Here is a 23,835-nt window from a genome sequence, read left to right as displayed (position 1 = left end):
GCCACCACCGGCCACCCACCACCAATGGAGAAAACCACCATGCATACCCAACACATCATTCTCGCGGCCACCACTCTCGCCGCGCTGCTGGTCCTGATCGCCACCGCCTATCTTGCTGGGCGCAAGGACAGGAAGAACGCCCAACAGCAGGCGGTCGACGAGGCGCTTTACCTCTGCCGCGCCTCGCACAGCCAGGAACTGACGGCGCTGCATGCCGACCTTGCCAAGCTGCGCACCAATGCCCAGCGCCTGCAACAGGTCATCGATGAGCAGCAGGAAGAGATCAGCGACGAGAAGGAACTTCGTCAAAACGTCGAAGCCGAGGCCACCGAGAAACTTGCGGATTGGCAGCAGCGCCACGAAGAGCAACAAGCGGAACTGAAGCGCCTGGAGACGGAGCTGGAGACACGCATCGCGACCAATCATCGGCAGGCTGAGACCGCGAAGCTCCTCCGCGAGCAGAACTTGGTCGCCGAAGAACTGGACGCCATCCGCACCGCCAGTCGCCTCCTCAGCGGCCACGCTCGACAGTTCCAAAAGACCGGCACCACCAAGCGCAACGCAGACGCCGAAGCCCAACAGCAGCTCGCCGCGATCCTCCAGCGGCTCGCCATCACGGAACTGGCCAGCCAGAGCGCAGAAGTTGAAGCGCAGGAGGCGGCATGAACTACTCCAGCCTCTCCACCTACGACCTGCTGAAGCACCGCAGCCACCACGTCGACAGCCTGACCCGCCTGCGCCGCGCCCAGCCACAGTGGGACGAGGACGATGCTCGACGCGGGGAAATCACGATTGCCGATATCAGCGACCAGATCCGCGAGATCGATGACCACCTTCGTCCGAGCGGCTGGGAGTCAGTCGACCTCGACTACTCCGGCGACACTGCACCGATGTGCATGTGAGGCAGCGCGATGACTACTATCCCGGCTAGCCGCGTAGCGGCACAAGACCAGGGCGCCGCCCTGGCACACGCCACCCACAGCACCCAAGCCCCGGCCGCGCAAAAGCGCGGCGGCGGCCTGGCACGTCGCATCCAACTGATCGCCATCGCCCAAGGCCGCCAACCGATGCCCGAGGGTGGCGCTATAGAAAGCCACTGCTGCGCAGCAGCAGGCATATTCCAACCCAACCTTCAGTACACGCCGAAGGCACGCATACCCCACGAAAGGCTGCGCCGGGGCGCGAAGCACATAGCCACGCTTCGCTTAATGACTCGCTCGCCCGCGCAGCTTGTCGAGGGGGGAAAGCGCCCACCGAAGCCCACCGATAACGCACTGATCCGCACGCTGTGCGCGCAGATCCGCGAGCAGAACCAAGAGATTGCCGCGCTGCGCATCGCGAACACCGACCTCCTCCAGCGCCTGGAGAAAACCGAAGGGGGACGGGCATGACCGCTTTCCGTCGCCACGATCTCGCCCAGGCCATCTACCAGGCCCAGCTCCCTCTCGGCCCTCGCGAGTCTCCGAACATCGATCTCTTCGCCTCCGCCGAGCTATGTCGCTTCAGCAGCCACTGCGCACACCATTACAGCACAGCGCAACACAGCTATTTCGTCGTTTTTCTGGCTGTCGAAGAACACCAACTGACTGCGATCTGGCTCGGCATGAAAAACGACTATTTTCTAGTGTCGGCCCGCTTACACAAGCACAGGCACATACCGGAGTCAGAAACTTTAGCCACTGCCCAGGAAAATCTCGACTTACTAATCCAGCGACTTTGGCAGAGGTGGCCCGTCAATTTTTTTTCTACTTGTTCCCAATGCTTTAAGCATGGAGGCCTCATCGCCCAACTCCGGAATAAATGCCGCAGCATCAATTACCAATCTCGCTATAGCGCGATCAATTACCACCGCCAAAGGAGCCAGGCGATGAAACTCCACACTTTCTGGCTCATCAACTTGCACTATCTGACACAGGTCCGAAAGAGCATGCTGCAGCTCCAGCCAAGCCAGTGCACTATCCACTGTTGGCAACTGGTTAAAATTAACCGACCTCATGGTGCTGAGGTACTCAGAAGTTCCAAAGAGCGCTTGCTGTTGGCCCCCTCTTTTCTCCTTCACGGAAGATATAACCATTTTCCCCAGCTTTCCAGCATGCTTCGCAACTCCAACCGTCTGCTTAAGCATCAGCTTGTTATCTTCGGTTTGTTTCCGACGCTGAATTCGCTTATCAAGCACAAAGAAAATCCAACTCACAAAAATAGCGACAACACTGCCAACCGCCTGAACCCAGGCCGGAGCATTGGCGCTACTCCATCCCCAAGACCATATCCAGCACCCCAGCAGCACCATAAAGGGAGAGACCAGTACGCAGCCCAAAAGATGACTAGGACGCAACTTGATTGTGACTTCCTCTTGAAACATGGCCATCCCCTTGCCATCAGCGATAAACGAAGCATGCAGACACCAAGGCAAATGGTCCAGGGGGAGACGGCATGACAGCATTCTCTGCCTCCACTCCATCGCAAGCCATACCATGCTCGCGGATTGGCGCTGACCTGGTACTCGGCGAACAACACAACATCATCAGTGTTTCCGGCGGTAAGGACAGCACAGCTACGCTACTGCTAGCCATCGCAGTGGAGGCCCCAAACATCCGAGGGGTCTTCGCCGACACCGGCAACGAGCACGAGCTGACGCTGGAATACATCGACTATCTGGAGCAGGTCACTGGCGTGATCATCGAACGCCGGCGTGCTGACTTCTCTCGGCAGATCGCCGGCAAGCGCCGCTACATCGAAACCAAGTGGCGCGACCAAGGCGTGGCTGAGAGCCTCATCGAGGCCGCGCTGGAAGTGCTCCAGGATCTCGTCCAGCAGGCAGAGGTGGACATGCCGCAAACCGTCATCGAATCGCTCAAGGACCGGGCAGCGGCGAGTCAGGGAGAGCTAAGCGATGCGTAGAGCACTGACCGCCCTTGGCATCATCGCCGCCCTTGGCCTGACCGCGGTGCTCGCCGTGGAGGTATTCCCGATCCTCCACACGCTAGCGGCATGGCAAGCGGGGTGCTACTGATGAATACCCTGTTCCTTCTCATGGCCCAGTACAACGGCCTCGCCATCATCCCGCTGAATAGAGTATGCGCCGACTACTTCAGTCACCTGACTGTCGAGCAGTTCCAGCGGAAGGTCCTGGCCGGACAGATCCAGATCCCTATCACGCGGATCGAGTCCAGCCAGAAGGCTGCCAGAGGCATTCACTTGGCGGACCTGGCGGCGTATCTGGACAAACAGCGCGAGGTCGCCCTGAAAGACCATGAACGGCTAAACCGAGCCCGACCGGCGGCCTGACTTCTTCTTGGAAACCCATTCCCCGAAGGACACCGGCATCGCCAGGACCTTCGGGAGCCATTCCCAGCCAGCATATTTATCACCAGACCCACGCAGATGGGTATATCGCCGAAGAGAGTTCCAATCTCGGTGCCCGCTGACCGAAGCCACCTTGGGAATGTCCCACTCCAGCTCAAACAGCCGACTGATCGCTTCGTGGCGCAGATCGTGAAACGTCAGATCCTCTATACCTGCGGCAGTGATCGCGCGACTCCATGCCCCCTGAATCGCATCGGTGGTGTATGGAAAGATCTCGTCGAAGGCCCGCGGCATACTCTTGATGACCGCCATTGCCTCCTCGGGTAGCTGACACCACACGTCGTTACCCCACTTGTCGCCTGGGTTCTTCATGTCCCGGACCAGGACGGCGCCCCGGGCCTCGTCCAGATCCGCCCACCGGATACGGATGATCTCCTCCTGCCTTCGGCTGGAGAACAATGCGAAGGCAGCGACCTTCGCCATGCACATCGAGGTCGGCCGCGATCGCCATGAGCGCTCGAACGCCTGGAACAACCGATCCAACTCTTCAAGTGTCGGGCGCCGATCACGCTCCCTGCTGCGCAACTTGTAACCCAGGTTCTTGAGAACTCTGCGGGCTTTCGCCATAACGTCCGGGTCGACTTGATACCCCCAGGCTGCCTCCGCCACTCCTAACACCGACCCAAGATGTGCCAGGTCATTGGCAACTGTCTGCGCCTTCACCCCTCCCCCGTCCGGCCCCATGCGCCACAGCGCATAGTCAACGAGCACCTGACTGGTGATATCCCGGTCGATGGTATCGCCCAGGTGGGAAGCGGCGATGGCGGTCAGCGTGGCGATCTTGGTCTTACCCAGCGGGCGAGTCTTATCCCGGTCGGCCAGGTACTGGGCGATGATGTTCCGAAGCAGTACCCCCTTTTTCGTCGCCCGCTCCAAGCCACCGGGCTCGGCCAATTCAGCCTCCCGACGGAGCGCCCATGCTTCAGCGGCCTTTTTCCGGCTGAAACTTGCGCTCTCCTGATAGACTTGCGCGCCTCCGCGCTTGATACGAATCTGCGCGGTGTACATCACCGTTCCATCGGCGTTGCGCCGAGCGCGAATAGTGGCCATCGTAACTCCCGGTCCCGGTGGTAAAAGGCGTTAGGCGAGTGGTAATTTTTACCACCAACCCGCCAAATATGCCCGAAAACCCCGAAAAACGCACCGATAAAGCGCACACAAAAGACCTGATGAATCAAGCCTCAACGCCAGCAATGACGCGCCCTACACTGTCCCGCCGCTTCTCCGTTGCGCCGATGATGGACTGGACCGATCGCCACTGCCGCTTCTTCCTGCGCCAGTTGTCCCGTCACACCTTGCTCTACACCGAGATGGTCACCACTGGCGCGTTGCTGCACGGCGATCGCCAGCGCTTCCTCCGCTACGACGAATGCGAGCATCCACTGGCGCTGCAACTGGGCGGCAGCGTGCCGGCGGAACTGGCGGCCTGCGCGCGGCTGGCGGAAGAGGCCGGCTACGACGAGGTCAACCTCAACGTCGGCTGCCCCAGCGACCGGGTCCAGCACAACATGATCGGCGCCTGCCTGATGGGGCATCCGGCGCTGGTGGCGGACTGCGTGAAGGCAATGCTGGATGCGGTGGAGATAGCGGTGACGGTGAAGCACCGCATCGGTATCAACGGGCGCGACAGCTATGCCGAGCTCTGCGATTTCGTCGGCCAGGTGCGCGAGGCCGGCTGCCGGAGCTTCACGGTGCATGCACGGATCGCCATCCTCGAAGGGCTCTCGCCCAAGGAAAACCGCGAGGTGCCGCCGCTGCGCTACGAGGTCGCGGCGCAATTGAAGAAGGACTTCCCGGACCTGGAGATCGTCCTCAACGGCGGCATCAAGACCCTCGAGGCCTGCCGCGAGCACCTGCAGACCTTCGACGGCGTGATGCTCGGTCGCGAGGCCTACCACAACCCCTACCTGCTGGCCGCGGTGGACAGCCAGTTGTTCGGCAGCGAAGCGCCGCCGCTCAGTCGCAGCGAGGCCTTGCTCCGTCTGCGTCCGTACATCGAGCGACACCAGGCCGAAGGCGGCGCGATGCATCACGTGACCCGCCATATCCTCGGCCTGGCCCAGGGCTTCCCCGGCTCCCGGCGATTCCGCCAACTGCTCTCGGTGGACGTGCACAAGGCCGCCGATCCGCTGCGGGTTTTCGACCAGGCGCTGGAACTTCTGGCGGGGCGATAGCTCCCATTGAGCCGCGCCTGCGGCTCGGGTAAGGTCGGGGAATTCTTCTTCCCAAGAACCCACCTGACAAGACCTCGCCATGACTTCGAAGCTGGAACAACTCAAGCAATACACCACGGTGGTCGCCGACACCGGCGACTTCGATGCCATTGCCCGCCTGAAGCCGGTGGACGCCACCACCAACCCGTCGCTGCTGCTCAAGGCCGCCGCCCTGCCGCGCTACGCCGAGCACCTTCGACAGGCTACCGCGGGTAGCGGCGGCGACGCCGGACTGGCTTGCGACCGCTTCGCCGTGGCAGTCGGCAAGGACATCCTCGGAGTCATTCCCGGACGTATTTCCACCGAAGTCGACGCGCGCCTGTCGTTCGACAGCGAGGCCACCCTCGCCCGCGCCCACCGCCTGATCGAGCTGTACGACGAACAGGGCATCGACCGCGAGCGGGTGCTGATCAAGATCGCCTCCACCTGGGAAGGAATCCGCGCCGCCGAGATTCTGGAACGCGAGGGCATCCAGACCAACCTGACCCTGCTGTTCTCCTTCGCCCAGGCGGTGGCCTGCGCCGACGCCGGGGTGTTCCTCATCTCGCCGTTCGTCGGGCGCATCTACGACTGGTACAAGAAGAGCGAGAACCGCGACTACGCCGGCGCCGAGGATCCCGGCGTGCAGTCGGTCTCGCGCATCTATCGCTACTACAAGGCCAACGGCTACAAGACGGTGGTGATGGGCGCCAGCTTCCGCAATCTCGGCCAGATCGAGCAACTGGCCGGCTGCGACCGCCTGACCATCAGTCCCGACCTGCTGCAACAACTGGCTGACGCCCAGGGCGAGCTGCCGCGCCTGCTGCTGCCGGGCGAAGGCGAGCCGCGCCAGGTGCTCGACGAGAGCGCTTTCCGTTGGCAGATGAACGAGGACGCCATGGCCACCGAAAAGCTGGCCGAAGGCATCCGCCTGTTCGCACGCGACCAGGAAAAGCTCGAATACCAGTTGGCGACCCGCCACTGATCGCCGCTGCCGGCGGGACGCGCATGCAGGGCGTCCCGTTCCGGCGCAGCGGAGGATTCAGCAGGAATTCGGGAAGGGATCGACCGGTTAATGGCGCTCCAGGGCGCTGACCAGGTCGTGGAAGGCTTCGCGGTTGGATTCGTTGAGGCCCATCAGGATGCGGTGCGCCTCCAGAACCTTGTCGCGCACCACATCTTCCGACTGGTCCTGCGGCGGCAGGTCGGACAGGCATTCCGGGCACGGAATCGGACGATCGACGATATTGAACACCTGATCGAAGCCCATCGACTGCAACAGACGGGTAATGTCCGGATTGGTGGTCACCAGCGTGGGCAACAGGCCGATTTTCTGCCGCGACAGGATGGACAGCTTGGCCAGCAGGCCGAGCGTGGTGCTATCGATGCTCTGGGTTTCCGTAAGATCGATGATGATCGCCGAAAAATTCAGCGCAGCGAAGATCTTTTCGATGGTGGAATCCAGGGCCGAGCACAGGGTGAGGCGGACCTCACCGACGAATTTCAGAACGAAGGAGCCGTTCTGTTCGGCAAACTGGATTTTACCGGTACTCATGCAAGGTTCCTGCTCAACACCAGCAAGGCGATATCATCCGGCATCTCCGCCAGGTTGGCCAGCCCGAAGACCTGGCGCAGCCCGTCGAGGGTGCCTCCGGCGGCTGCCACCTGTTCCGGTAGCGAAGCCTCTTTCTCCTTCAGCGTAGCTCCTGGCAGCACATCGAGGATGCCATCGGAAAACAGCGACAGGCTGAAGGAAGGCGGCAACTCCATGACCCGGTCGTCATAGGTCGCATCGTCGAACAGGCCCACCGGCAGGCCACGGCCCTCCAGGTAGCTCGCCTGCCCTTCGACGAACAACACAGGAAGCGGCAGGTGGCCGCCGATGCTGTAGGTCAGGCTGTTCTTCTCCAGGTCGATGACCCCGCCGAGCATGGTCACGTGCTTGCCCAACTTGGTGTTGATCAGGCCGCGGTTGATGTGCGCCAGCACCTCGGACGGCTTGAACTCCGGGAGCGTGCCGTTGCGCCTCGACTCATAGAGCAGGCGCGTGGTCATGAACTTCAGCAGCACCGTGACGAAGGCCGAGGAAGCGCCATGGCCGGAAACGTCGGCCAGGTAGAACGCCACGCGTCGCTCGTCGACCCGGAAGTAGTCGACGAAGTCGCCGGAGAGATACAGCGACGGAATGATCCGGTGGGAAAACTCCAGCCCCTCGATGCTCCACGGCGTCACCGGAAGCATGTTCATCTGCACCTGGCGGCCGGCGTTCTGGTCTTCCTGAAGCAGGTTCAGGCTGGCCTGCAATTCGCGGTTGGCGGCTTCCAGCTTGTCGCGGTAGCGCTGGTTCTCGACCCGCAGGTAGGCGCGATCCAGGGCCCGGCGCACCGAATGCTCGAGCACCGCGAGGTCTTCCAGGGGCTTGATCAGGTAGTCGGCGGCGCCCAGGCGCAAGGCTTCCACCGCATCGCTCATCACGCCGGCTCCGGAAAGTACGATGATCGGCGTTTCCGAAGCGGTCTGGCGGATGCGGCGGATCAGTTCGAGGCCGTCGATCTGCGGCATGCGCAAATCGCAAATGACCAGGTCCGGCTGTTCGCTTTCGAAGATCTGCAGGCCCTGCAGACCGTTGAGGGCCTGCAACACCTTGAAGTTGCTGTCTTCCAAGTAGGCGGCGAGGCTTTCGCGCACCACCTCGTCGTCATCGATGATCAGCAGCGTGGCACTGACTTTATGCATGGGTCATCCAGGCAAACGGCGCCGGAAACAGTGGGTCCTAGGCGCTTATTGTAAGTGACAACAGCGCGGCTACGGGGTTCGACAAGGCGCAGACGGTACTCCCATCCGTTGAGCAGTTCAAGCCGTTGACCTTTGCCGGAAAATCCGCCTTTGTCCGTCCGATCCCGTCCGCACGGTATAAACTTTGACGATAATCGCCAGGATTGCCAGTCGCCCTCCCATCGCCCCGACCATGAGGATCAGCCCATGCAGCCCATGCAGCCCATCGAGCACAACTACAGCGAGAAGCGCGACTTCATCCGCATGAAGCTCGACACCCCGGTCACCATCCGCTGCGAAGGCCGCGAGTCGGTGGCCCTGTGCCGGGACCTGTCCGCCAGCGGGCTGCTGCTGGAAGCGCAAAGCGAGCTGGCTCCGGGCGACCACCTGCGGGTGAGCATCCCGTCCACCCACGAGACGCTCACCGGCCTGGAACTGGAAGCCCGCGTGGTGCGCTGCGAACGCCTCGGCCCGGGTCGGCATAGCCTGGGGCTGAGCATCGTCGCGATCCACTGAAACGACGAAAGGCGACCCAAGGGCCGCCTTTCCAGGTGTCGCACGAAGCGGGTCGACTTAGAAGTCGTCCTCCACCTCGCCGTCCTTGACCTTGAACTCGCGGTTCTGCAGGTAGGCGTTGCGGATGAAGATGTACTTGTCGCCGCTGATCAGTTTTTCCGACTTCAGCAGGTTGGCACGGGTGTCGACGGTATTGATGCCGAACATCACGTTGCGCGCGCGTACGTCGTCCATGTAGTGGTAGGGACTGACATAGATGTCCGGGATCTTCGCCGGGGCATCGCGCAGCGTGCTCGGGCCGAGGAACGGCAGCATCACGTACGGGCCGCTGCCGACGCCCCAATAACCCAGGGTCTGGCCGAAGTCCTCATCGTTGCGCTGCAGGCCCATCGGGGTCGCCACGTCGATCAAGCCGGCCAGGCCGAAGGTGCTGTTGAACAGCAGGCGGCTGGTGTCCACGCCGGCATTGTGGAACTTGGCCTGCAACAGGTTGTTGGCCAGGTTCTTCACGTCGCCGAGGTTGTTGAAGAAGTTGTGCACGCCGTCCTGAACGAAGTTCGGGGTGACCTTCTGGTAACCCTGGGCCAGCGGTTTCAGCGCATAGGTGTCCAGGGTGTCGTTGAAGGTGAAGATGGGACGGTTGATGCTTTCCCAAGGGTCTTCTTCACTGGCCGCCAGGGACAGCGTGGGTGCCAATGCGAGGCTGGCGCAAGCCAGGATTCGGGCACTACGTTCGATCCAGTTCACGCCGCGGGCGCGCATTGCTGTATCTCCTTTGCATGACTAGTCTTGGCCGCCAGCGCGGCTTCAGCGTGCGCGCAGTATATAGGCTCGCATCGATTTTGAGACTAGAAGAGTTACGAGATGGCTGACAGACAATTGCTACACACGGCCCATATCCCGGTGCGCTGGGGCGACATGGACAGCTACGGGCACGTCAACAACACCCTCTATTTCCAGTACCTGGAAGAGGCCCGGGTGGCCTGGTTCGAAACCCTCGGCATCGACCTGGAAGGCGCTGCCGAGGGGCCGGTCGTGCTGCAAAGCCTGCACACCTACCTGAAGCCGGTGGTGCATCCGGCCACCGTGGTGGTGGAACTGTACGCCGGCAGGCTGGGCACCAGCAGCCTGGTACTGGAACATCGCCTGCACACCCTGGAAGATCCGCAAGGCACCTATGGCGAAGGCCACTGCAAGCTGGTCTGGGTGCGCCACGCGGAAAACCGTTCGACGCCCGTGCCGGACAGCATACGCGCCGCGATCGCCTGACTCAGGCGCCCGGATAGGCCGCGTCGAGCACGATCTCCAGAGCGTCCGGGCGCCAGAACTCCTGGTCGAACTCGACCACCCTCTGCCCCTCCGCGTAACTCAGTCGCTCCAGGTACAGCGCCGGCGAACCCGGCGCCAGTTGCAGCGGCTCGGCCTGGGCCGCGTTCAGCGCGGTCGGGTGCATCGCCAGTTGGCAGCGCGTCGGCTGCAGGCCGAAACGCTCGCGCAGCAGGCTCATCAGCGAAGTATCGAGGTCGTGGTCCAGCAGGCCTGGGCACCACCCGGCATCCAGGGCGATCAGTTCGATCAGCACCGGACGCTCGTCCACCCAGCGGCGCCGTTGCAGGAAATACACCGGCGCGCTGTCCTCCAGCCCCATCCGCTTGGCCAGCCAGGCGCCGGCTGCACGCCGCTCGGCGTGCAGCGTCTCGGTACGCGGCTGGCGTCCCTGGGCGCTGACGTATTCCATGAAGCCGGTGGTACGGGTCGGGTTGTAGCGGATCCGCGGCGGCGCGACGAACCAGCCGCGGCGGTTCTCGCGATAGACCAGGCCTTCGGTTTCCAATTGCTGCAGGGCTTCGCGAAGGGTGATGCGGGTACACAGGAAGCGCTCGGCCAACTCCCGCTCGGAGGGAAGTTTCACTTGCAGCACACCCTGGGCGATATCCGCGGCGAGCTGGTCGCGGATGCGCAGGTACTGACGAGATTGATCGACCGGCATGACGGCCTCGCTGATTCAGACCGGCCGATTATAACGGCAGCCCGTCGGCCTATCGCCACTGCCACGAAAACGTCACGGCGGCGTCACAAAACCCCTCTAGGCTGGCCTAGACCATTTGCCAGACGCCTTTCGCATGCCCAGCTCCGACCAACTCCCGCGCTTCACCGCCCTGCTCTTCGGACTCTCCGGCGGCCTGGTGGATTTCGGCGCCCGGACCCTGTCCCTGGCGCTGCTGCGCAGCCATCCGCATAGCCCTGCCGAATACCTCCGCGACGCCAGTCTGCTGCCCTTCGCCGAGGCACAAAGCTTCCTGTTGCGGCGCAAGCCGAACAAGAGCGAGCGCCAGCGCCTGGAGCAGGCCCTCGACGAAGCCGCCGGGGAACAGGCCGAAGCCATCGCCGGTGCCGTGGCCCTGTTGGAGAGCCTGGACGAACAACGGATTCCCTACGCCTGGCAGGACGAGCTACCGGAATCGGTCTGCCAGCGCCTTGCCGCGCCGCTCGGCCGAGCGAACGCCCTGATCCCCCTCGCCGGCGCGCGCCCCTGGCCGGCCCCCGATGGCTGCTGGCAGGCCCTCGCCCGGCTGGGCATCGAGCGCCTCGACGGCTGCGTGCTGGTCAGCGCCCAACCGCGTCAACTCCAGGCCGGACTCAATGCCGGGCTATGGACCATCGGCCTGGCCGCCAGCGGGCCGTCGTGCGGCCTCTCGCCGGCCGACTGGGACGCTCTCGGACACACCGAGCGCGACCGCTTGCGCGCCGACGCCACCTTGGAACTGTACCGCCTGGGCGTGCATTCCGTGATCGATCACCTGGGCGAGCTGCAACCCTGCCTGCACGACCTCGCCGTCCGCCGCCTGAAAGGAGAAAAACCATGAGTCGCGCCCGTCACCGCTTTCTCGACGAACTGGCCGAACGCTTCGCCAGCCATGGCGCCGAGCCCTATGGCGAGGCAGTCAGCCAGGCCGAGCACGCGCTGCAGTGTGCGACCCTGGCCGAGCGCGCCGGCTGCTCGGACAGCCTTGTAGTCGCCGCCCTGCTGCACGATATCGGCCACCTCTATGAAGACCCGGCGCAGATCGACGAGGAGGACCTGCGCCACGAGGAATTCGGCGCACGCCTGCTACGCGAGCTGTTCCCCGAGTCGGTCTGGCAGCCGGTGCGCCTGCACGTATCGGCCAAGCGCTTCCTCTGCGCGGTGGACCCGAGCTACCACGCCAGCCTGTCGCCGGCCTCCCGGCACAGCCTGGTGCTGCAAGGCGGGCCGTTCGACGAGCGTGCCGCCGCGGCCTACATCAAGGCGCCCTATGCCCAGGACGGCCTGACCCTGCGCCGCCTCGACGACCTGGCCAAGGACCCGGCCATGCGCACCCCCGAACTGACGCACTTCTTCCCGCTGCTGGAACGCCTGCTGCGGATTGATCCGGATCGCGCACATCTGCGCCCGACAGGTTAATCTGTTCGGCATGGACGGACCTTTCGGCGCCCGCCGGAGGTCCACCGAAGACTTGTACGTCGAGGGAAATACCATGCCGAAAGAGAGTCTGCTGCGCGAACTATCCGCCCTGCGCGAGCAACTGGAGCAACAACCGCCGCTGAACGAAGAGCAGCGCGCCGAACTGGAACTCCTGATCAGGGACATCGAACTGAAACTGGCCAACGAGGACGCCCTCAACGAAGGCAGCCTGGTCGATGGGGTCAACCTCGCCGTCGAGCGCTTCGAGGTCAGCCACCCGACCCTCGCCGGCACGCTCCGCTCCATCGTGCAGAGCCTGGCCAACATGGGTATCTGAACGACTTGCCGAAATGAAAAGCCCCGGCATGGCCGGGGCTTTTTCGTATCCGCGTGTTGCGAGGCGTTACTGGCGCACCAGGCGTCGGTTGTCCGGTGCGACCTCCGCCAGGCTGCGGTAGGGATTGATATCCAGGCCGCCACGGCGTACGTAGCGCGCGTAGACGCTGAGCGCCTGCGGCTGCAACAGGCGCTGCAGGTCGAGGAAGATGCGTTCGACGCACTGTTCGTGGAAGTCCTGGTGCTGGCGGAAGGAAACCAGGTAGGCCAGCAGGCTGGCCGGGTCCAGCGCCGGGCCCCGGTAGTCGACCACCAGGGTGCCCCAGTCGGGCTGGCCGGTGACCGGGCAGTTGGACTTGAGCAGGTGGCTGTAGAGCTGCTCCTCGACGATCCGCCCGGCGTCGCAGCGCAGCAGTTCCGGGCGCGGCTGCTCGTAGCCGTCGACGGCGATGTCCAGCTCGTCGATGCAGCGCCCCGGCAGACGCCCGATGCCCTCCTCGGCAACCTCGTCGAGGCTGCGCAGGCGCACGCCCACGGGCGCCCCGGCAGCGGCCGAGAGGTCTTTCTGCAATACCGCGCGAAGCGCCTCGCGACTATCGAAGGCGGACTGGTTGAGGGAATTGAGGTAAAGCTTGAACGACTTCGACTCGATGATGTTCGGCGAGTCCGCCGGGATCGAGAACTCGCCGATCGCCACCACCGGCTTGCCGGCCGGGGTCAGCCAGGACAGCTCGTAGCAGTTCCAGATATCCACGCCGCGATAAGGCAGGGTCTCGGCGCTCAGGCCAAGCTCGGCCCATTTCGCCGTGCGTGAAATGGGAAACAGCAGCGACGGCGTGTAGCTGGAGACGTATTCGCTGGTCTTGCCCAGCGGCGAATGTTCGGCGGGATGCTGCATGAGGGAAACCTGCTGGATGAATCGCGCAGGGCCCTTCCCCGCGCGCCGCGCCGCACTGGCGGGCGGCGGCAAGTGTATACGGATCGGCCGGCATCTTCACGCCGGCCGTCCGCCGGCTCAGGGCTGCACGGTCAGTTGACCGACCATCCCGGCCTGGTAGTGGCCGGGGATGTTGCAGGCGAACTCCAGCCGGGTGGCTTTGGCGAAGGTCCAGGTCAGCTCGGCGCTCTTGCCCGGCTCGACCAGCACGCTGTTGGGGTCGTCGTGCTTCATCATCCGGCCATGGTCCATGCCGGCCATGCCGTGGCCCATCTGACTATGGTCCATCGACGCCATGCCGGTCGGGGTGAGCATCCCGGACTGCTGCATCTCCAGCATCTCCTTCTGGTGCTCGGCATGCATCGCCGCGTCTCCCAGGTTGAACTCGTGCAACAGCTTGCCTTCGTTCTTCAGCACGAAGCGGACCGTCTCGCCGGCCTTGACCTCGATCGCCCGCGGCTTGAAGTACATGTCGCCGAGCACCACCTCGATGCTGCGGCTGGCCTGCGCGGCCTGGGCCGGCTTGCCGAAGGCCTGGCCGTGGGCCGGTGAAGCCTGGGCGCTGGCACCGAAAAGCACGCCGAGGACGATCAGGGAAGCGGGAAGCAGGCGGCGCGGAAACATACGGGGAATCTCCATCGGGTTGATGTCGCCTATCCTGTGTCGCTGCGCCTGCCGGCTGGCTGTCGGGAGCATTACATCTTTGTCAGCTTGCCGCCGTTGCGGACCGCGAAGGCTAAGATCGCCCAGCGCCACCGACGGGCATAAAAAACCCGCCGACCGGAAACCAGGGAACCGGTGGCGGGTGAAGACGGGATCGGAGCCCTCCGTCATCCCGTGTGGAGCCGGGGATGGAAGAACTGGCGATCAGCAGTTTTCCTTGTCCTTCTTCGTCGCTTCGGCCTGCTTCGCCAGTTTCTCCTGGTGCGCGGCACGAGCCTTGGCGGCCTGGGCCTGCATGCGCTCGAAGACGATGTCGCCGCCGCTGTCGGCCATGGCCGGAACGGTCGGGGCGAGGACCAGCAGGAAAGCGAGGGTGGAGGCAGTGAAGGTACGCATGGGAAGTCTCCTCGAATGAATTCCCCTGTAGTCTGCGCGGGGGCCACTGTCGCCCCCGTTACCCACTGATTACGATGCTGTCAGAAACAGGTCGGCATGGCCGGCAAATGTAACGAGGGATGAACATGAAACTGCTGATCGTCGAAGACGAACCGCGCATCGGCCAGTACCTGCGCCAGGGGCTCGCCGAGGCAGGCTTCGCCGTCGACCTGAGCGACGATGGCAACGAGGGCGAGCAACTGGCCCTGGGCGGCGACTACGACCTGCTGATCCTCGACGTCATGCTGCCCGGCCGTGACGGCTGGCAGATCCTGCGCAGCGTGCGCGACGCCGGGATGACCGTACCGGTGCTGTTCCTGACCGCCCGCGATGCCGTAGAGGACCGCGTGCGCGGCCTCGAACAAGGCGCCGACGATTACCTGGTGAAGCCGTTCGCCTTCGTCGAACTGCTCGCCCGGGTGCGCACCCTGCTGCGCCGGGGCAGCCAGCAGTTGCAGGAGACCACCCTGCAACTGGCCGACCTCGAACTCGATTTGCTGCGCCGCCGGGTGCAACGCCAGGGCAAGCGGATCGACCTCACCGCCAAGGAGTTCGCCCTGCTCGAACTGCTGCTGCGGCGCAGCGGCGAGGTGCTGCCCAAGTCGCTGATCGCCTCGCAGGTCTGGGACATGAACTTCGACAGCGATACCAACGTCATCGAGGTGGCCATCCGCCGCCTGCGCGCCAAGGTCGACGACGACTACCCGCAGCGCCTGATCCATACCGTGCGCGGCATGGGCTACGTTCTCGAAGAGCGCGACGAATGAGCGCCGGGTTCGGCTCGCGGATGTCCCTCGGCGTCCGCCTGAGCCTGCTGTTCGCCGCCTGCACGGCGGCGGTCTCGCTGATCGCCGGATTGATCTTCAGCAGGGCCATCGACGAGCATTTCGTCGAGCTCGACCATATGGCGATGTCCGCCAAGCTCGCGGTGTTTCGCGATGAGCTGCGCGGCCTCGGCTCGGAACAACAGATGCGCCGCCGCGAAGCGGAACTGCTGCGCGAACTGGCACGCCATCCCGACCTTGGCCTGCGCCTGAACGGCCCGGATGGCAACCTCTGGTTCGAGCGCCTGCCGCAGCCTGCGCATCCCGGCCTGCCCGCCAACCGCGAACTCGGCGCCCCGCTGGAGCCCGGCAACGACGCTTCGCCGCGACTCACAGTGATCCTCGACATCAGTCATCACCAGCACTTCCTGCAACGCATGCGCCAGTTGATCTGGCTGACCATGAGCCTGTCGGCGCTGGCCACGGCGCTGCTCGGCGCCTGGGCCACCGGCGCCAGCCTGGCGCCGCTGCGACGGATGCGCGAAGTCGCCGCGCGGGTTTCCGCCAACTCCCTCACCACCCGCCTCGACGCCAGCCGGATGCCAGAGGAGCTGCGCGGACTGGCCGGCGAGCTGAACGCCATGCTGGCGCGCCTGGAAGAAGCCTTCCAGCGCCTCTCGGCGTTCTCCGCCGACATCGCCCACGAGTTGCGCACCCCGCTCACCAGTCTGCTGACCCAGACCCAGGTGGTATTGTCCCGCCCACGCTCGCTGGAGGATTATCGCGAGGCCCTGCACGGCAACCTCGAGGAGCTGGAACGGCTCACCGCGATGGTCAACGACATGCTGTTGCTGGCCAAGGCCGACCACGGCCTGCTGGCGCCCAGCCGCCAGGCCCTGGACCTGGGCGCGGAAGTCGACTCGCTGCTGGAGTTCTACCAGCCGCTGGCGGAAGACCGCGACATCCGCCTGCTGCGCGAAGGCAGCCTGAGCCTGCCCGGCGACCGCGGCATGCTGCGGCGGGTGCTGGCCAACCTGCTGGACAACGCCCTGCGCTTCACCGCCGATGGCGGCGAGATACGTATCCGTCTCGGCGACCGACGCCTGAGCGTGGAGAACCAGGGTCCGGCGATTCCTCCCGAGCGCTTGCCGCGCCTGTTCGACCGGTTCTATCGTGCCGATCCGGCGCGCCGCGAAGGCCAGGGTGAACACGCCGGGCTCGGCCTGGCGATCTGCCGCTCCATCGTCCAGGCCCACGGCGGCGAGATCCGCTGCGAGTCTGCCGACGGCTGGACCCGTTTCGTCATCGATTTCGCTCGCCCGCGCCGATGAAACGCGAAGCCCCCATGACGGGGGCTTCTGTTTCATGCCTTCGAGCGCTTCATTGGCGCATGCCGCGCCCGCTCACCAGCAGCCTTACGCAGCCGAGATAGAGCACCGCGGTGGCCAGCAGCATGAAGCCGATGGCCACGCCGATGCGAATGTCGGAGACGCCGAGGATGCCGTAGCGGAAGGCGTTGACCATGTGCAGGATCGGGTTGGCCAGCGACACTGTCTGCCAGAACGGCGGCAGCAGGTTGATCGAGTAGAACACCCCGCCCAGGTAGGTCAGCGGCGTCAGCACGAAGGTCGGGATGATCGAGATGTCGTCGAAGTTGCGCGCGAACACCGCGTTGATGAAACCGCCCAGGGAGAAAATGGTCGCGGTAAGCACCACCACCAGCACCGTGATGCCCAGGTGGTGCACCTGCAGCTTGGTGAAGAACAGCGACAGCATGGTCACGATCACCCCCACCGCCAGGCCGCGCAGTACGCCGCCGATGGTGTAGCCGAGGAGGATGGTGTGCGGCGATACCGGCGACACCAGCAGCTCCTCCACCGAGCGCTGGAACTTGCTGCCGAAGAAGCTCGACACCACGTTGCCGTAGGCGTTGGTGATCACCGACATCATGATCAGGCCGGGCACGATGTATTCCATGTAGGTGAAGCCGCCCATGTCGCCGATCTGCCGGCCGATCAAATTGCCGAAGATCACGAAGTACAGGACCATGGTGATCGCCGGCGGCAGCAGGGTCTGCGGCCAGATCCGGGTGAAGCGGCGCACCTCGCGGTAGACGATAGTGTTCAGGGCGACCAGGTTGGCGCTCAGCTCGCTGCTCATCGGGCGATCCTCGTCAGGTTCTTCTCCACCAGCGACACGAACAGCTCCTCCAGGCGATTGGTCTTGTTGCGCAGGCTCAGTACCTCGATGCCTTGTGCGCCCAACTGGGCGAACAGATCGTTGATGCCCTGGCTTTTCTCCACCTGCACTTCGAGGGTGTGATCGTCCACCAGCCGCGTCGGGTAGCCGTCGAGAGTCGGCGGCAGGGCCTGGACGTTCTTCAGGTCGAGCAGGAAGGTTTCCGAATGCAGGGTCATCAGCAGGTCACGCATGCTGGTGTTCTGCACGATCTCGCCGTGGTCGATGATGGCGATGTTGCGGCAGAGCTGCTCCGCCTCTTCCAGGTAGTGGGTGGTGAGGATGATGCTGATGCCTTCCTGGTTGAGTTCGGTGAGGAAGCTCCACATCGAACGACGCAGCTCGATGTCGACCCCGGCGGTGGGCTCGTCGAGGATCAGCAGGCGCGGCTGGTGGACCAGTGCGCGGGCGATCATCAGGCGCCGCTTCATGCCGCCGGAGAGCATCCGCGAGGCTTCGTTGCGCTTGTCCCACAGGCCCAGTTGGGTCAGGTAGCGCTCGGCGCGCTCCTTGGCGATCTTCGCCGGGATGCCGTAGTAGCCGGCCTGGGTCACGACGATGTCGAAGACCTTCTCGAACTGGTTGAAGTTGAACTCCTGCGGCACCACGCCAAGGCAACGCTTGAGGCCGGCCGGGTCCTTGTCGAGGTCGTGGCCGAACACCGAGACCGAACCGCTGGTCTTGTTCACCAGGGTCGAGAGAATCCCGATGGTGGTGGACTTGCCCGCGCCGTTGGGGCCGAGCAAGGCGAAGAAATCACCTTCGGCGACGTCCAGGTCGATGCCCTTGAGGGCCTGGAAACCGTTGCCGTAGGTTTTCGTCAATTGACGGATGGACAGGGCGGAACTCATTAGGCTTCCCGTGTCGGAAGGTGAAGAGGAAGAGCTAGATAAGGCTACGGGTAACAAAATGCAACAGTAGCCGGCTCAGGTCAGTTCGGTCATTACCGCGGTGCGGAACGCCGGGCGCTCGCGCAAGCGCAGGTACCAGGCCTCGAGGTGGGGCAGCGGCGGGCGCTCGATGGGCATCTCGAACCAGGCGTAGATGAAACAGCCCAGGGGAATGTCACCCATGCCGAAGCGTTCGCCGGACAGCCAGGGTTGGCCGGCCAGGGTCTGGTCCGGCACCCGCAGCAACTCGCCGCAGGTCTGCAACGCCTTTGCGATCAGGGCCTCGTCGCGTTGCTCCGGCGGCGTACGCAGCGTTCCCCAGAACAGGTCGCGGAACGGCCCGGCGAGAGTCGAGGTGGTCCAGTCCATCCACTTGTCGGCGTCGGCGCGGCGCACCGGGTCCTGCGGATAGAGGTCGCCCGGCGCATAGCGGGCGGCCAGGTAGCGGACGATGGCGTTGGACTCCCAGAGGACGAAGCCGTCGTCCTCGATCACCGGCACCCGACCGTTCGGGTTCATCGCGCGGAACGCCGGCTCATCCACCAGGCCGAACGCCCCGCCGGCATCCACCGTCCGGTACTCCAGGCCAGCCTCCTCGGCGCACCACAACGCCTTGCGCACATTGCTCGAGTTCTTCCGGCCCCAGATGGTCAACATACTCTGCGTTCCCTCTTCGGTTGATGCGGCGGATGGGTCGCCGGAGCGCCCGGACGACATGCCGCACCCTACCGAGGATGGACCGAAGAAGGAAGACGCGCCGGCTGATGGTGACTATCGACGCCCTTCATCTTGCCCGGCCTCGGCCTGGAAATCGCCGTCCAGGGCCAGCGGGCGGCCGGAGAACAGGTGCGGATAGTGCTGCTGCAAGTGGGAGAAGAACAGTTCCTCCGGCAGGTCGGCGAACTGGCCGTGATCGGCCAGGTACTCCATGTAGCGCTCGCCCTGGCGGTTGAATGGATGGAAGACGCTGTCGGCGACGCCGTCGAACTCCAGCGGAGCGACGTCGAAGGCGCGGCACAAGGCACGGTTGAACGCCGGGGTGGCCTTCACCCAGCGGCCCTCGAGGTACAGTTCGGTATAGCCGTGCATGGCGAACACCTCGCTGCGCAGCGCCTCCAGCAGGCGCGGCGTGGCCAGGTGGTTGCGGACGTCGGCCAGGCCGATCCGCGCCGGAATCCGGCAATGCCGAGCGCAGGCGGCGAGCAGGATGGCCTTGGGCACGCAATAGGACTCGCCCTGCTGCAGCGCGTGGCTGGCCTTCAGGGTCTGCGGATCGCGGCTGAACACGTAGGGGTTGTAGCGCACCCCGTCGCGTACCGCGTAGTACAGCGCGACCGCCTGGTCACGCGGTTTCGCCGAATTCCCCCGGGATTTTTCCGCGAACTCCACCACCACCGGGTGGTCACTATCCACGAAGCGGCCGGATTGTAGGTAGGACTGCATGGCGGGCTCCCGGCGGGCAATTTGTCCCAGTCTAAACGGGAAGTTTTCGCCTATAACGTGACAAACCGGCCAAGCTGACCGGCCCTGCCGCCAAACGGCGGCAAACGGGCTAAGCTCGAGACGCCGCCTGGCGTCTTCATGGAGGATTCCGCATGTTGTTGCTCTGGTTAGTCGTACTGGTACTCGGTGTCGCTTACCTCGCCCATCGGCGTACCCCACCCGCTCCCGCGCTCGGCATCAGCGCCGCCTACCTGATCCTGATGGGCGTGTTCAGCCACGCGCCCGGCTGGCTGCTGCTGGTCTTCTGGCTGCTCTGGCTGGCGGTGGCGCTTCCCCTCGCCCTGCCTGACCTGCGCCGGCGCGTGCTCAGCGGTCCGCTGTTCGCCTGGTTCCAGAAAGTCCTGCCGCCGATGTCCGACACCGAGCGCGAGGCCATCGAGGCGGGCACCGTGTGGTGGGATGGCGAATTGTTCAGCGGCCGCCCGGACTGGCAGAAACTGCTCGACTACCCCAAGGCGCAACTCACCGAAGAAGAGCAGGCCTTCGTCGACGGCCCGACCGAAGAACTCTGCGCCATGGTCAGCGACTGGGACATCGGCCAGCGCATGGACCTGCCGGAAGAAGCCTGGGCCTTCATCAAGCAGCACGGCTTCTTCGGCCTGATCATTCCCAAGGAGTACGGCGGCAAGGGCTTCTCCGCCTTCGCCCACTCGCAGGTAGTGATGAAGCTCGCCACCCGTAGCGGCGACCTGGCCTCGACGGTGATGGTGCCGAACTCCCTCGGCCCGGCCGAGCTGCTGCTCCACTACGGCACCGACGAGCAGCGCCAGCGCTACCTGCCGAGCCTGGCCAAGGGCGACGACATCCCCTGCTTCGCCCTCACCGGCCCCTACGCGGGCTCCGATGCCGGCGGCATGACCGACGTCGGCATCGTCTGCAAGGGCGAATGGGAAGGTCGCGAGGTGCTCGGCCTGCGCCTGACCTGGGAAAAGCGCTACATCACCCTCGGCCCGGTGGCCACCCTCCTCGGCCTGGCCTTCAAGTGCCACGACCCGGACCATCTGCTGGGCGACGAGGAGGACCTGGGCATCACCCTGGCGCTGATCCCCACCGACACCCCCGGGGTCGAGATCGGCCGCCGCCACGTGCCGCTGGGCGCCGCCTTCATGAACGGTCCGAACTCCGGCAAGGACGTGTTCGTGCCGCTGGAGTACATCATCGGCGGGCAGGAAATGATCGGCAAAGGCTGGATGATGCTGATGAACTGCCTGTCGGTCGGACGCTCCATCTCGCTGCCGGCGGTGGGCACCAGCGCCGGCAAGGCCAGCAGCTACGTCAGCGGTCGCTACGCCCAGGTCCGCGAGCAGTTCAACGTGCCGATCGCCGCCTTCGAAGGCATCCAGGAGGCGCTCGCCCGCATCGGCGGCAACGCCTGGCTGATGGACAGCGCGCGAATCCTCACCGCCAACGCGGTGGACCTCGGCGAGAAGCCCTCGGTGCTTTCGGCGATCCTCAAGTACCACCTCACCGAGCGCGGCCGCGAGTGCATCGCCCATGCCATGGACATCCATGGCGGCAAGGGCATCATCATGGGCCCGAACAACTACCTGGGTCGTTCCTGGCAGGGCGCGCCGATTTTCATCACGGTGGAAGGCGCGAACATCCTCTCGCGCAACCTGATGATCTTCGGCCAGGGCGCGATCCGTTGCCATCCGTACGTGCTCAAGGAAATGGAACTGGCCCAGCGCGAGGACAAGGACCAGGCCGCCCGCGAGTTCGACGCGCTGCTGGTGAAGCACATCGGCTTCGCCGTCGGCAACGCCGCCAGCAGCTTCCTCCTCAGTCTCAGCTGCGGCCACCTCGGCAACGCGCCCGGCGACCGCATCAGCCGTCCCTACTTCCGCGCGCTGAACCGCCTGGCGGCGTCCTTCGCCCTGCTCGCCGACTTCAGCATGATGCTGCTGGGCGGCGAACTGAAGCGCAAGGAACGCCTCTCCGCGCGTCTCGGCGATGTCCTTAGCTATCTCTACCTGGGCTCGGCGGCGCTCAAGCGCTACCACGACCTGGGCAACCCGGACTACCTGCATCCGCTGCTGCGCTGGGCCATGGAGGAAAACCTCGGCAAGGCCGAGGCGGCGCTGGAGGACCTGCTGAACAACTTCCCCAGCCGCTTCTTCGGCTGCGCGCTGAAGGTCCTGGTACTGCCGTTCGGCCGCCGGCACAAAGGGCCGGGCGACGAACTGGACGCCGAGATCGCGGAAATCCTCGGCCGTCCGGACGACGACCCGGCGTTGCAGGCGATCCTCGCCGGCGCGTTCCTGCCGAAAGACCCGCAGGACCCGGTCGGTGCCCTCGCCCACGCCTTCGACGCGGTACGCGAAAGCGCCGCGCTGGAGAAAACCCTGCACAAGGCGATCAAGGAAGGCAGGGTCCAGCCGCAAGCGGGGCAGAACCCGATCGATGCCGGCGCCGCCGCCGGCGTGCTGAGCGCCGAGCAGGCGCAGGCCCTGCACCAGGCCGAAGCGGCACGGCGCAAGGTGATCGACGTCGACGACTTCGCCAAGGAGGAACTGCAACTGGCCGACGGCAGGATCCGCTGACACTCCGCGGCAAAGCGACAGTCGCAACCGACAAAGGCGCCTTCCGGCGCCTTTGTCGTCTTCACCCACCCAAACCCGGGCGATTGGCTAGAATCGACGGGCACATCCCTGACGTACGGGAGGCCATCATGCTCAAGCTACTTGCCACCGGCCTGGCAGCCTCGTTTCTCCTCCTGCCCCCGGCGCAGGCCGCACCGCCTGCGCCCTATGGCGTGCAACCGCACCAGCAGGCGGTGCAGCGCGCCGGCGAACAGCGCCAACGCCAGCTCCAGGAACAGCGCCAGCGCTTCGACGAACAACGCCTGCAATTGCAGCAGGATCAACTGCAACGCCAGCAGCAGAACCTGCAGCGGCAACGGCAGCAGCGACAGATGCAGGACAACCTGATCCGCCAGCAGCAACTGGACCAGCAGCGCTGGCGCCTGGAGCAGGACCAGCGGCGCCTCGACAGCGAACGCCGGCAACTGGAAAACCGCCGGCGCCAGAGCCAGTCCCCAGCGATCCGCTGAAACTGGCCGGCGCCGCGAAACCCTTTATACTGCCCAGCTTTTTTCCAGAGGACCCGTCATGGCCAACTCCTACCTCGAGCACCACCTCGCCCTGCTCCAGCACCTGCGCAACATCCTCGGCGCCCTGGGCGAGGCCGAGCAGGTGCCGGAAGAAAACCACGGGCTGTTCCTCGAGCGTTTCGACGAACTGATGGACGAACTGCCGCGCGACCCGGAAGGCGCCCAATACCTCGGCCAGGACCTGATTTCCCAGGTCTTCCACCGCTATCCGCAGATCGCCCACCTGGTACCTCGCGACCTGCTGTGGTTCTTCGGCGGCGATTGCCTGCACTTCATGCCGGACGAAGAGATCGACCTGTTCCAGCGCCTCGACGAGCGCCGCTACGAAGCCGAAGAGCGCGGCGAAACGTTCGACTGGAACCGCGAAAAGCAGTTGCTCGCGCTGCCCGAGGACAGCCCGCGGCACTGAGCCCGCCACGGCCACCGGCCGTCCCGCCCCGACCGCCATCCGTGCGCTCGGGGCCGCCTCCCGCCAGCCCAAACCTCGCTACCCTTTCCGAATAAAAAACGGACCGCCCGCCCGATTGCCGGAGCGCGCCGAGTCCGTACCTAGCAGTTCTGCCGGGTAGCCGGAGCTTCACACCCCTTCGCCGCACACGTCCCCACTGATTGCTCTGCAGCGAGCATGTCGTACCTCGCCGGAGCTGCCGATCAATCTGGCGAAGG

General features: G+C 64.6%; 30 protein-coding genes. 17 read left to right on the top strand and 13 right to left on the bottom strand.

Annotated elements, in window-relative coordinates; translation table 11 throughout:
* Positions 1 to 39 precede the first annotated feature (39 nt).
* Genes LJF27_RS11995 through LJF27_RS11985 form a run of 3 tightly spaced genes read left to right on the top strand, consistent with a single transcriptional unit; the run spans position 40 to position 1,391 of the window.
* Complete coding sequence (locus tag LJF27_RS11995) at positions 40 to 666, top strand: hypothetical protein (RefSeq protein ID WP_023116973.1); 627 nt, start codon at positions 40 to 42, stop codon at positions 664 to 666.
* On the top strand, positions 663 to 902 hold the full coding sequence (locus tag LJF27_RS11990) for a hypothetical protein (protein WP_023116974.1): 240 nt from the start codon (positions 663 to 665) through the stop codon (positions 900 to 902). Before LJF27_RS11995 ends, LJF27_RS11990 begins: the two co-directional genes overlap by 4 nt.
* A 9-nt stretch (positions 903 to 911) precedes the next feature.
* Positions 912 to 1,391, top strand: coding sequence for a hypothetical protein (locus LJF27_RS11985; RefSeq protein WP_023116975.1), 480 nt, complete (start codon positions 912 to 914; stop codon positions 1,389 to 1,391).
* A gap of 311 nt (positions 1,392 to 1,702) precedes the next feature.
* Here the strand turns inward: LJF27_RS11985 and LJF27_RS11980 are convergent, their stop codons facing one another.
* Complete coding sequence (locus LJF27_RS11980; RefSeq protein ID WP_153549384.1) at positions 1,703 to 2,443, bottom strand: hypothetical protein; 741 nt, start codon at positions 2,441 to 2,443, stop codon at positions 1,703 to 1,705.
* On the opposite strand from LJF27_RS11980, the gene LJF27_RS11975 reads away from it, so the two are divergent.
* Both LJF27_RS11975 and LJF27_RS11970 read left to right on the top strand, forming a co-directional pair.
* Positions 2,434 to 2,901, top strand: a complete 468-nt coding sequence (locus LJF27_RS11975; protein ID WP_023116977.1) for a phosphoadenosine phosphosulfate reductase family protein — start codon at positions 2,434 to 2,436, stop codon at positions 2,899 to 2,901. The genes LJF27_RS11980 and LJF27_RS11975 overlap by 10 nt on opposite strands.
* A 111-nt stretch (positions 2,902 to 3,012) precedes the next feature.
* Complete coding sequence (locus LJF27_RS11970; RefSeq protein ID WP_003130859.1) at positions 3,013 to 3,288, top strand: pyocin activator PrtN family protein; 276 nt, start codon at positions 3,013 to 3,015, stop codon at positions 3,286 to 3,288.
* On the opposite strand, the gene LJF27_RS11965 is transcribed toward LJF27_RS11970, so the two are convergent.
* Positions 3,262 to 4,416, bottom strand: coding sequence for a site-specific integrase (locus LJF27_RS11965; protein WP_023116979.1), 1,155 nt, complete (start codon positions 4,414 to 4,416; stop codon positions 3,262 to 3,264). The two genes, LJF27_RS11970 and LJF27_RS11965, sit on opposite strands and share 27 nt — an antisense overlap.
* A 143-nt stretch (positions 4,417 to 4,559) precedes the next feature.
* On the opposite strand from LJF27_RS11965, the gene dusA reads away from it, so the two are divergent.
* Entirely contained in the window at positions 4,560 to 5,540 is a 981-nt protein-coding gene (gene dusA / locus LJF27_RS11960) for a tRNA dihydrouridine(20/20a) synthase DusA (RefSeq protein WP_016562059.1), read from the top strand.
* Positions 5,541 to 5,619: 79 nt separating this feature from the next.
* Positions 5,620 to 6,543: a transaldolase gene (gene tal / locus LJF27_RS11955; protein ID WP_003090868.1), complete on the top strand. Its 924-nt coding sequence runs from the start codon at positions 5,620 to 5,622 to the stop codon at positions 6,541 to 6,543.
* A gap of 87 nt (positions 6,544 to 6,630) precedes the next feature.
* On the opposite strand, the gene rssC is transcribed toward tal, so the two are convergent.
* Positions 6,631 to 7,113 (bottom strand): anti-sigma factor antagonist RssC, encoded by a 483-nt coding sequence (gene rssC / locus LJF27_RS11950; protein ID WP_003104052.1) that lies wholly within the window; start codon positions 7,111 to 7,113, stop codon positions 6,631 to 6,633.
* Complete coding sequence (gene rssB, locus LJF27_RS11945; protein WP_003119890.1) at positions 7,110 to 8,294, bottom strand: two-component system response regulator RssB; 1,185 nt, start codon at positions 8,292 to 8,294, stop codon at positions 7,110 to 7,112. The genes rssC and rssB overlap by 4 nt, the downstream gene beginning before the upstream one ends.
* A gap of 255 nt (positions 8,295 to 8,549) precedes the next feature.
* On the opposite strand from rssB, the gene pilZ reads away from it, so the two are divergent.
* Positions 8,550 to 8,849: a cyclic di-GMP-binding protein PilZ gene (gene pilZ / locus LJF27_RS11940; RefSeq protein WP_003104055.1), complete on the top strand. Its 300-nt coding sequence runs from the start codon at positions 8,550 to 8,552 to the stop codon at positions 8,847 to 8,849.
* Between the two features lie 57 nt (positions 8,850 to 8,906).
* Here pilZ and LJF27_RS11935 read toward each other — a convergent pair whose 3' ends face one another.
* Entirely contained in the window at positions 8,907 to 9,611 is a 705-nt protein-coding gene (locus LJF27_RS11935; protein WP_003114777.1) for an MlaA family lipoprotein, read from the bottom strand.
* 102 nt (positions 9,612 to 9,713) lie between these two features.
* Here LJF27_RS11935 and LJF27_RS11930 point away from each other — a divergent pair, with 102 nt between their 5' ends.
* Positions 9,714 to 10,118, top strand: a complete 405-nt coding sequence (locus LJF27_RS11930; RefSeq protein WP_003114776.1) for an acyl-CoA thioesterase — start codon at positions 9,714 to 9,716, stop codon at positions 10,116 to 10,118.
* Position 10,119: 1 nt separating this feature from the next.
* Here the strand turns inward: LJF27_RS11930 and LJF27_RS11925 are convergent, their stop codons facing one another.
* Entirely contained in the window at positions 10,120 to 10,839 is a 720-nt protein-coding gene (locus LJF27_RS11925; RefSeq protein WP_003104061.1) for a UTRA domain-containing protein, read from the bottom strand.
* Positions 10,840 to 10,972: 133 nt separating this feature from the next.
* On the opposite strand from LJF27_RS11925, the gene LJF27_RS11920 reads away from it, so the two are divergent.
* The 3 genes from LJF27_RS11920 to LJF27_RS11910 all read left to right on the top strand — a co-directional run bounded on the left by LJF27_RS11920 (position 10,973) and on the right by LJF27_RS11910 (position 12,631).
* Positions 10,973 to 11,716, top strand: a complete 744-nt coding sequence (locus tag LJF27_RS11920) for an HAD family hydrolase (RefSeq protein ID WP_003452346.1) — start codon at positions 10,973 to 10,975, stop codon at positions 11,714 to 11,716.
* Positions 11,713 to 12,294 carry a phosphonate degradation HD-domain oxygenase gene (locus LJF27_RS11915; protein WP_003090877.1) on the top strand — a complete coding sequence of 194 codons (582 nt, stop codon included), beginning with the start codon at positions 11,713 to 11,715 and terminating at the stop codon, positions 12,292 to 12,294. Before LJF27_RS11920 ends, LJF27_RS11915 begins: the two co-directional genes overlap by 4 nt.
* Positions 12,295 to 12,367: 73 nt before the next feature.
* Positions 12,368 to 12,631 carry a DUF4404 family protein gene (locus tag LJF27_RS11910; protein WP_003090878.1) on the top strand — a complete coding sequence of 88 codons (264 nt, stop codon included), beginning with the start codon at positions 12,368 to 12,370 and terminating at the stop codon, positions 12,629 to 12,631.
* 66 nt (positions 12,632 to 12,697) lie between these two features.
* Here LJF27_RS11910 and queF read toward each other — a convergent pair whose 3' ends face one another.
* The 3 genes from queF to ptrA form a co-directional block, all read right to left on the bottom strand.
* Positions 12,698 to 13,528: an NADPH-dependent 7-cyano-7-deazaguanine reductase QueF gene (gene queF, locus LJF27_RS11905; protein ID WP_003098780.1), complete on the bottom strand. Its 831-nt coding sequence runs from the start codon at positions 13,526 to 13,528 to the stop codon at positions 12,698 to 12,700.
* A gap of 117 nt (positions 13,529 to 13,645) precedes the next feature.
* Positions 13,646 to 14,263 (bottom strand): cupredoxin domain-containing protein, encoded by a 618-nt coding sequence (locus LJF27_RS11900; protein ID WP_003119888.1) that lies wholly within the window; start codon positions 14,261 to 14,263, stop codon positions 13,646 to 13,648.
* A 171-nt stretch (positions 14,264 to 14,434) separates the two neighbouring features.
* Entirely contained in the window at positions 14,435 to 14,626 is a 192-nt protein-coding gene (gene ptrA / locus LJF27_RS11895) for a T3SS anti-activator PtrA (RefSeq protein WP_003090881.1), read from the bottom strand.
* Between the two features lie 125 nt (positions 14,627 to 14,751).
* Here ptrA and LJF27_RS11890 point away from each other — a divergent pair, with 125 nt between their 5' ends.
* The gene (locus LJF27_RS11890; protein WP_003098784.1) at positions 14,752 to 15,432 is read left to right on the top strand and encodes a heavy metal response regulator transcription factor; all 681 of its coding nucleotides are present in this window, start codon (positions 14,752 to 14,754) and stop codon (positions 15,430 to 15,432) included.
* Positions 15,429 to 16,760 (top strand): sensor histidine kinase, encoded by a 1,332-nt coding sequence (locus LJF27_RS11885; RefSeq protein ID WP_003090883.1) that lies wholly within the window; start codon positions 15,429 to 15,431, stop codon positions 16,758 to 16,760. Before LJF27_RS11890 ends, LJF27_RS11885 begins: the two co-directional genes overlap by 4 nt.
* 49 nt (positions 16,761 to 16,809) lie before the next feature.
* Here the strand turns inward: LJF27_RS11885 and LJF27_RS11880 are convergent, their stop codons facing one another.
* The 4 genes from LJF27_RS11880 to LJF27_RS11865 all read right to left on the bottom strand — a co-directional run bounded on the left by LJF27_RS11880 (position 16,810) and on the right by LJF27_RS11865 (position 20,000).
* Entirely contained in the window at positions 16,810 to 17,589 is a 780-nt protein-coding gene (locus tag LJF27_RS11880) for an ABC transporter permease (protein WP_003090884.1), read from the bottom strand.
* Positions 17,586 to 18,518, bottom strand: a complete 933-nt coding sequence (locus tag LJF27_RS11875; protein WP_003090885.1) for an ABC transporter ATP-binding protein — start codon at positions 18,516 to 18,518, stop codon at positions 17,586 to 17,588. The genes LJF27_RS11880 and LJF27_RS11875 overlap by 4 nt, the downstream gene beginning before the upstream one ends.
* A 75-nt stretch (positions 18,519 to 18,593) precedes the next feature.
* Positions 18,594 to 19,214 carry a glutathione S-transferase family protein gene (locus LJF27_RS11870; RefSeq protein WP_003108953.1) on the bottom strand — a complete coding sequence of 207 codons (621 nt, stop codon included), beginning with the start codon at positions 19,212 to 19,214 and terminating at the stop codon, positions 18,594 to 18,596.
* A gap of 114 nt (positions 19,215 to 19,328) precedes the next feature.
* A complete protein-coding gene (locus tag LJF27_RS11865; protein WP_003098789.1) occupies positions 19,329 to 20,000 on the bottom strand; it encodes a transglutaminase-like domain-containing protein in 672 nt (223 codons plus the stop codon).
* A 152-nt stretch (positions 20,001 to 20,152) separates the two neighbouring features.
* On the opposite strand from LJF27_RS11865, the gene LJF27_RS11860 reads away from it, so the two are divergent.
* The 3 genes from LJF27_RS11860 (at position 20,153) to LJF27_RS11850 (ending at position 23,578) form a co-directional block, all read left to right on the top strand.
* On the top strand, positions 20,153 to 22,600 hold the full coding sequence (locus LJF27_RS11860; protein ID WP_003108955.1) for an acyl-CoA dehydrogenase: 2,448 nt from the start codon (positions 20,153 to 20,155) through the stop codon (positions 22,598 to 22,600).
* Positions 22,601 to 22,728: 128 nt separating this feature from the next.
* Positions 22,729 to 23,109 carry a PA2816 family glutamine-rich protein gene (locus LJF27_RS11855; protein ID WP_003119883.1) on the top strand — a complete coding sequence of 127 codons (381 nt, stop codon included), beginning with the start codon at positions 22,729 to 22,731 and terminating at the stop codon, positions 23,107 to 23,109.
* Positions 23,110 to 23,167: 58 nt separating this feature from the next.
* On the top strand, positions 23,168 to 23,578 hold the full coding sequence (locus LJF27_RS11850; protein WP_003090890.1) for a PA2817 family protein: 411 nt from the start codon (positions 23,168 to 23,170) through the stop codon (positions 23,576 to 23,578).
* Positions 23,579 to 23,835 lie beyond the last annotated feature (257 nt).

The organism is Pseudomonas sp. 203-8 (assembly GCF_020708595.1).
In the GTDB taxonomy this organism is placed as follows: domain Bacteria; phylum Pseudomonadota; class Gammaproteobacteria; order Pseudomonadales; family Pseudomonadaceae; genus Pseudomonas; species Pseudomonas aeruginosa.
This window is presented reverse-complemented; position numbering and strand designations above follow the sequence as displayed.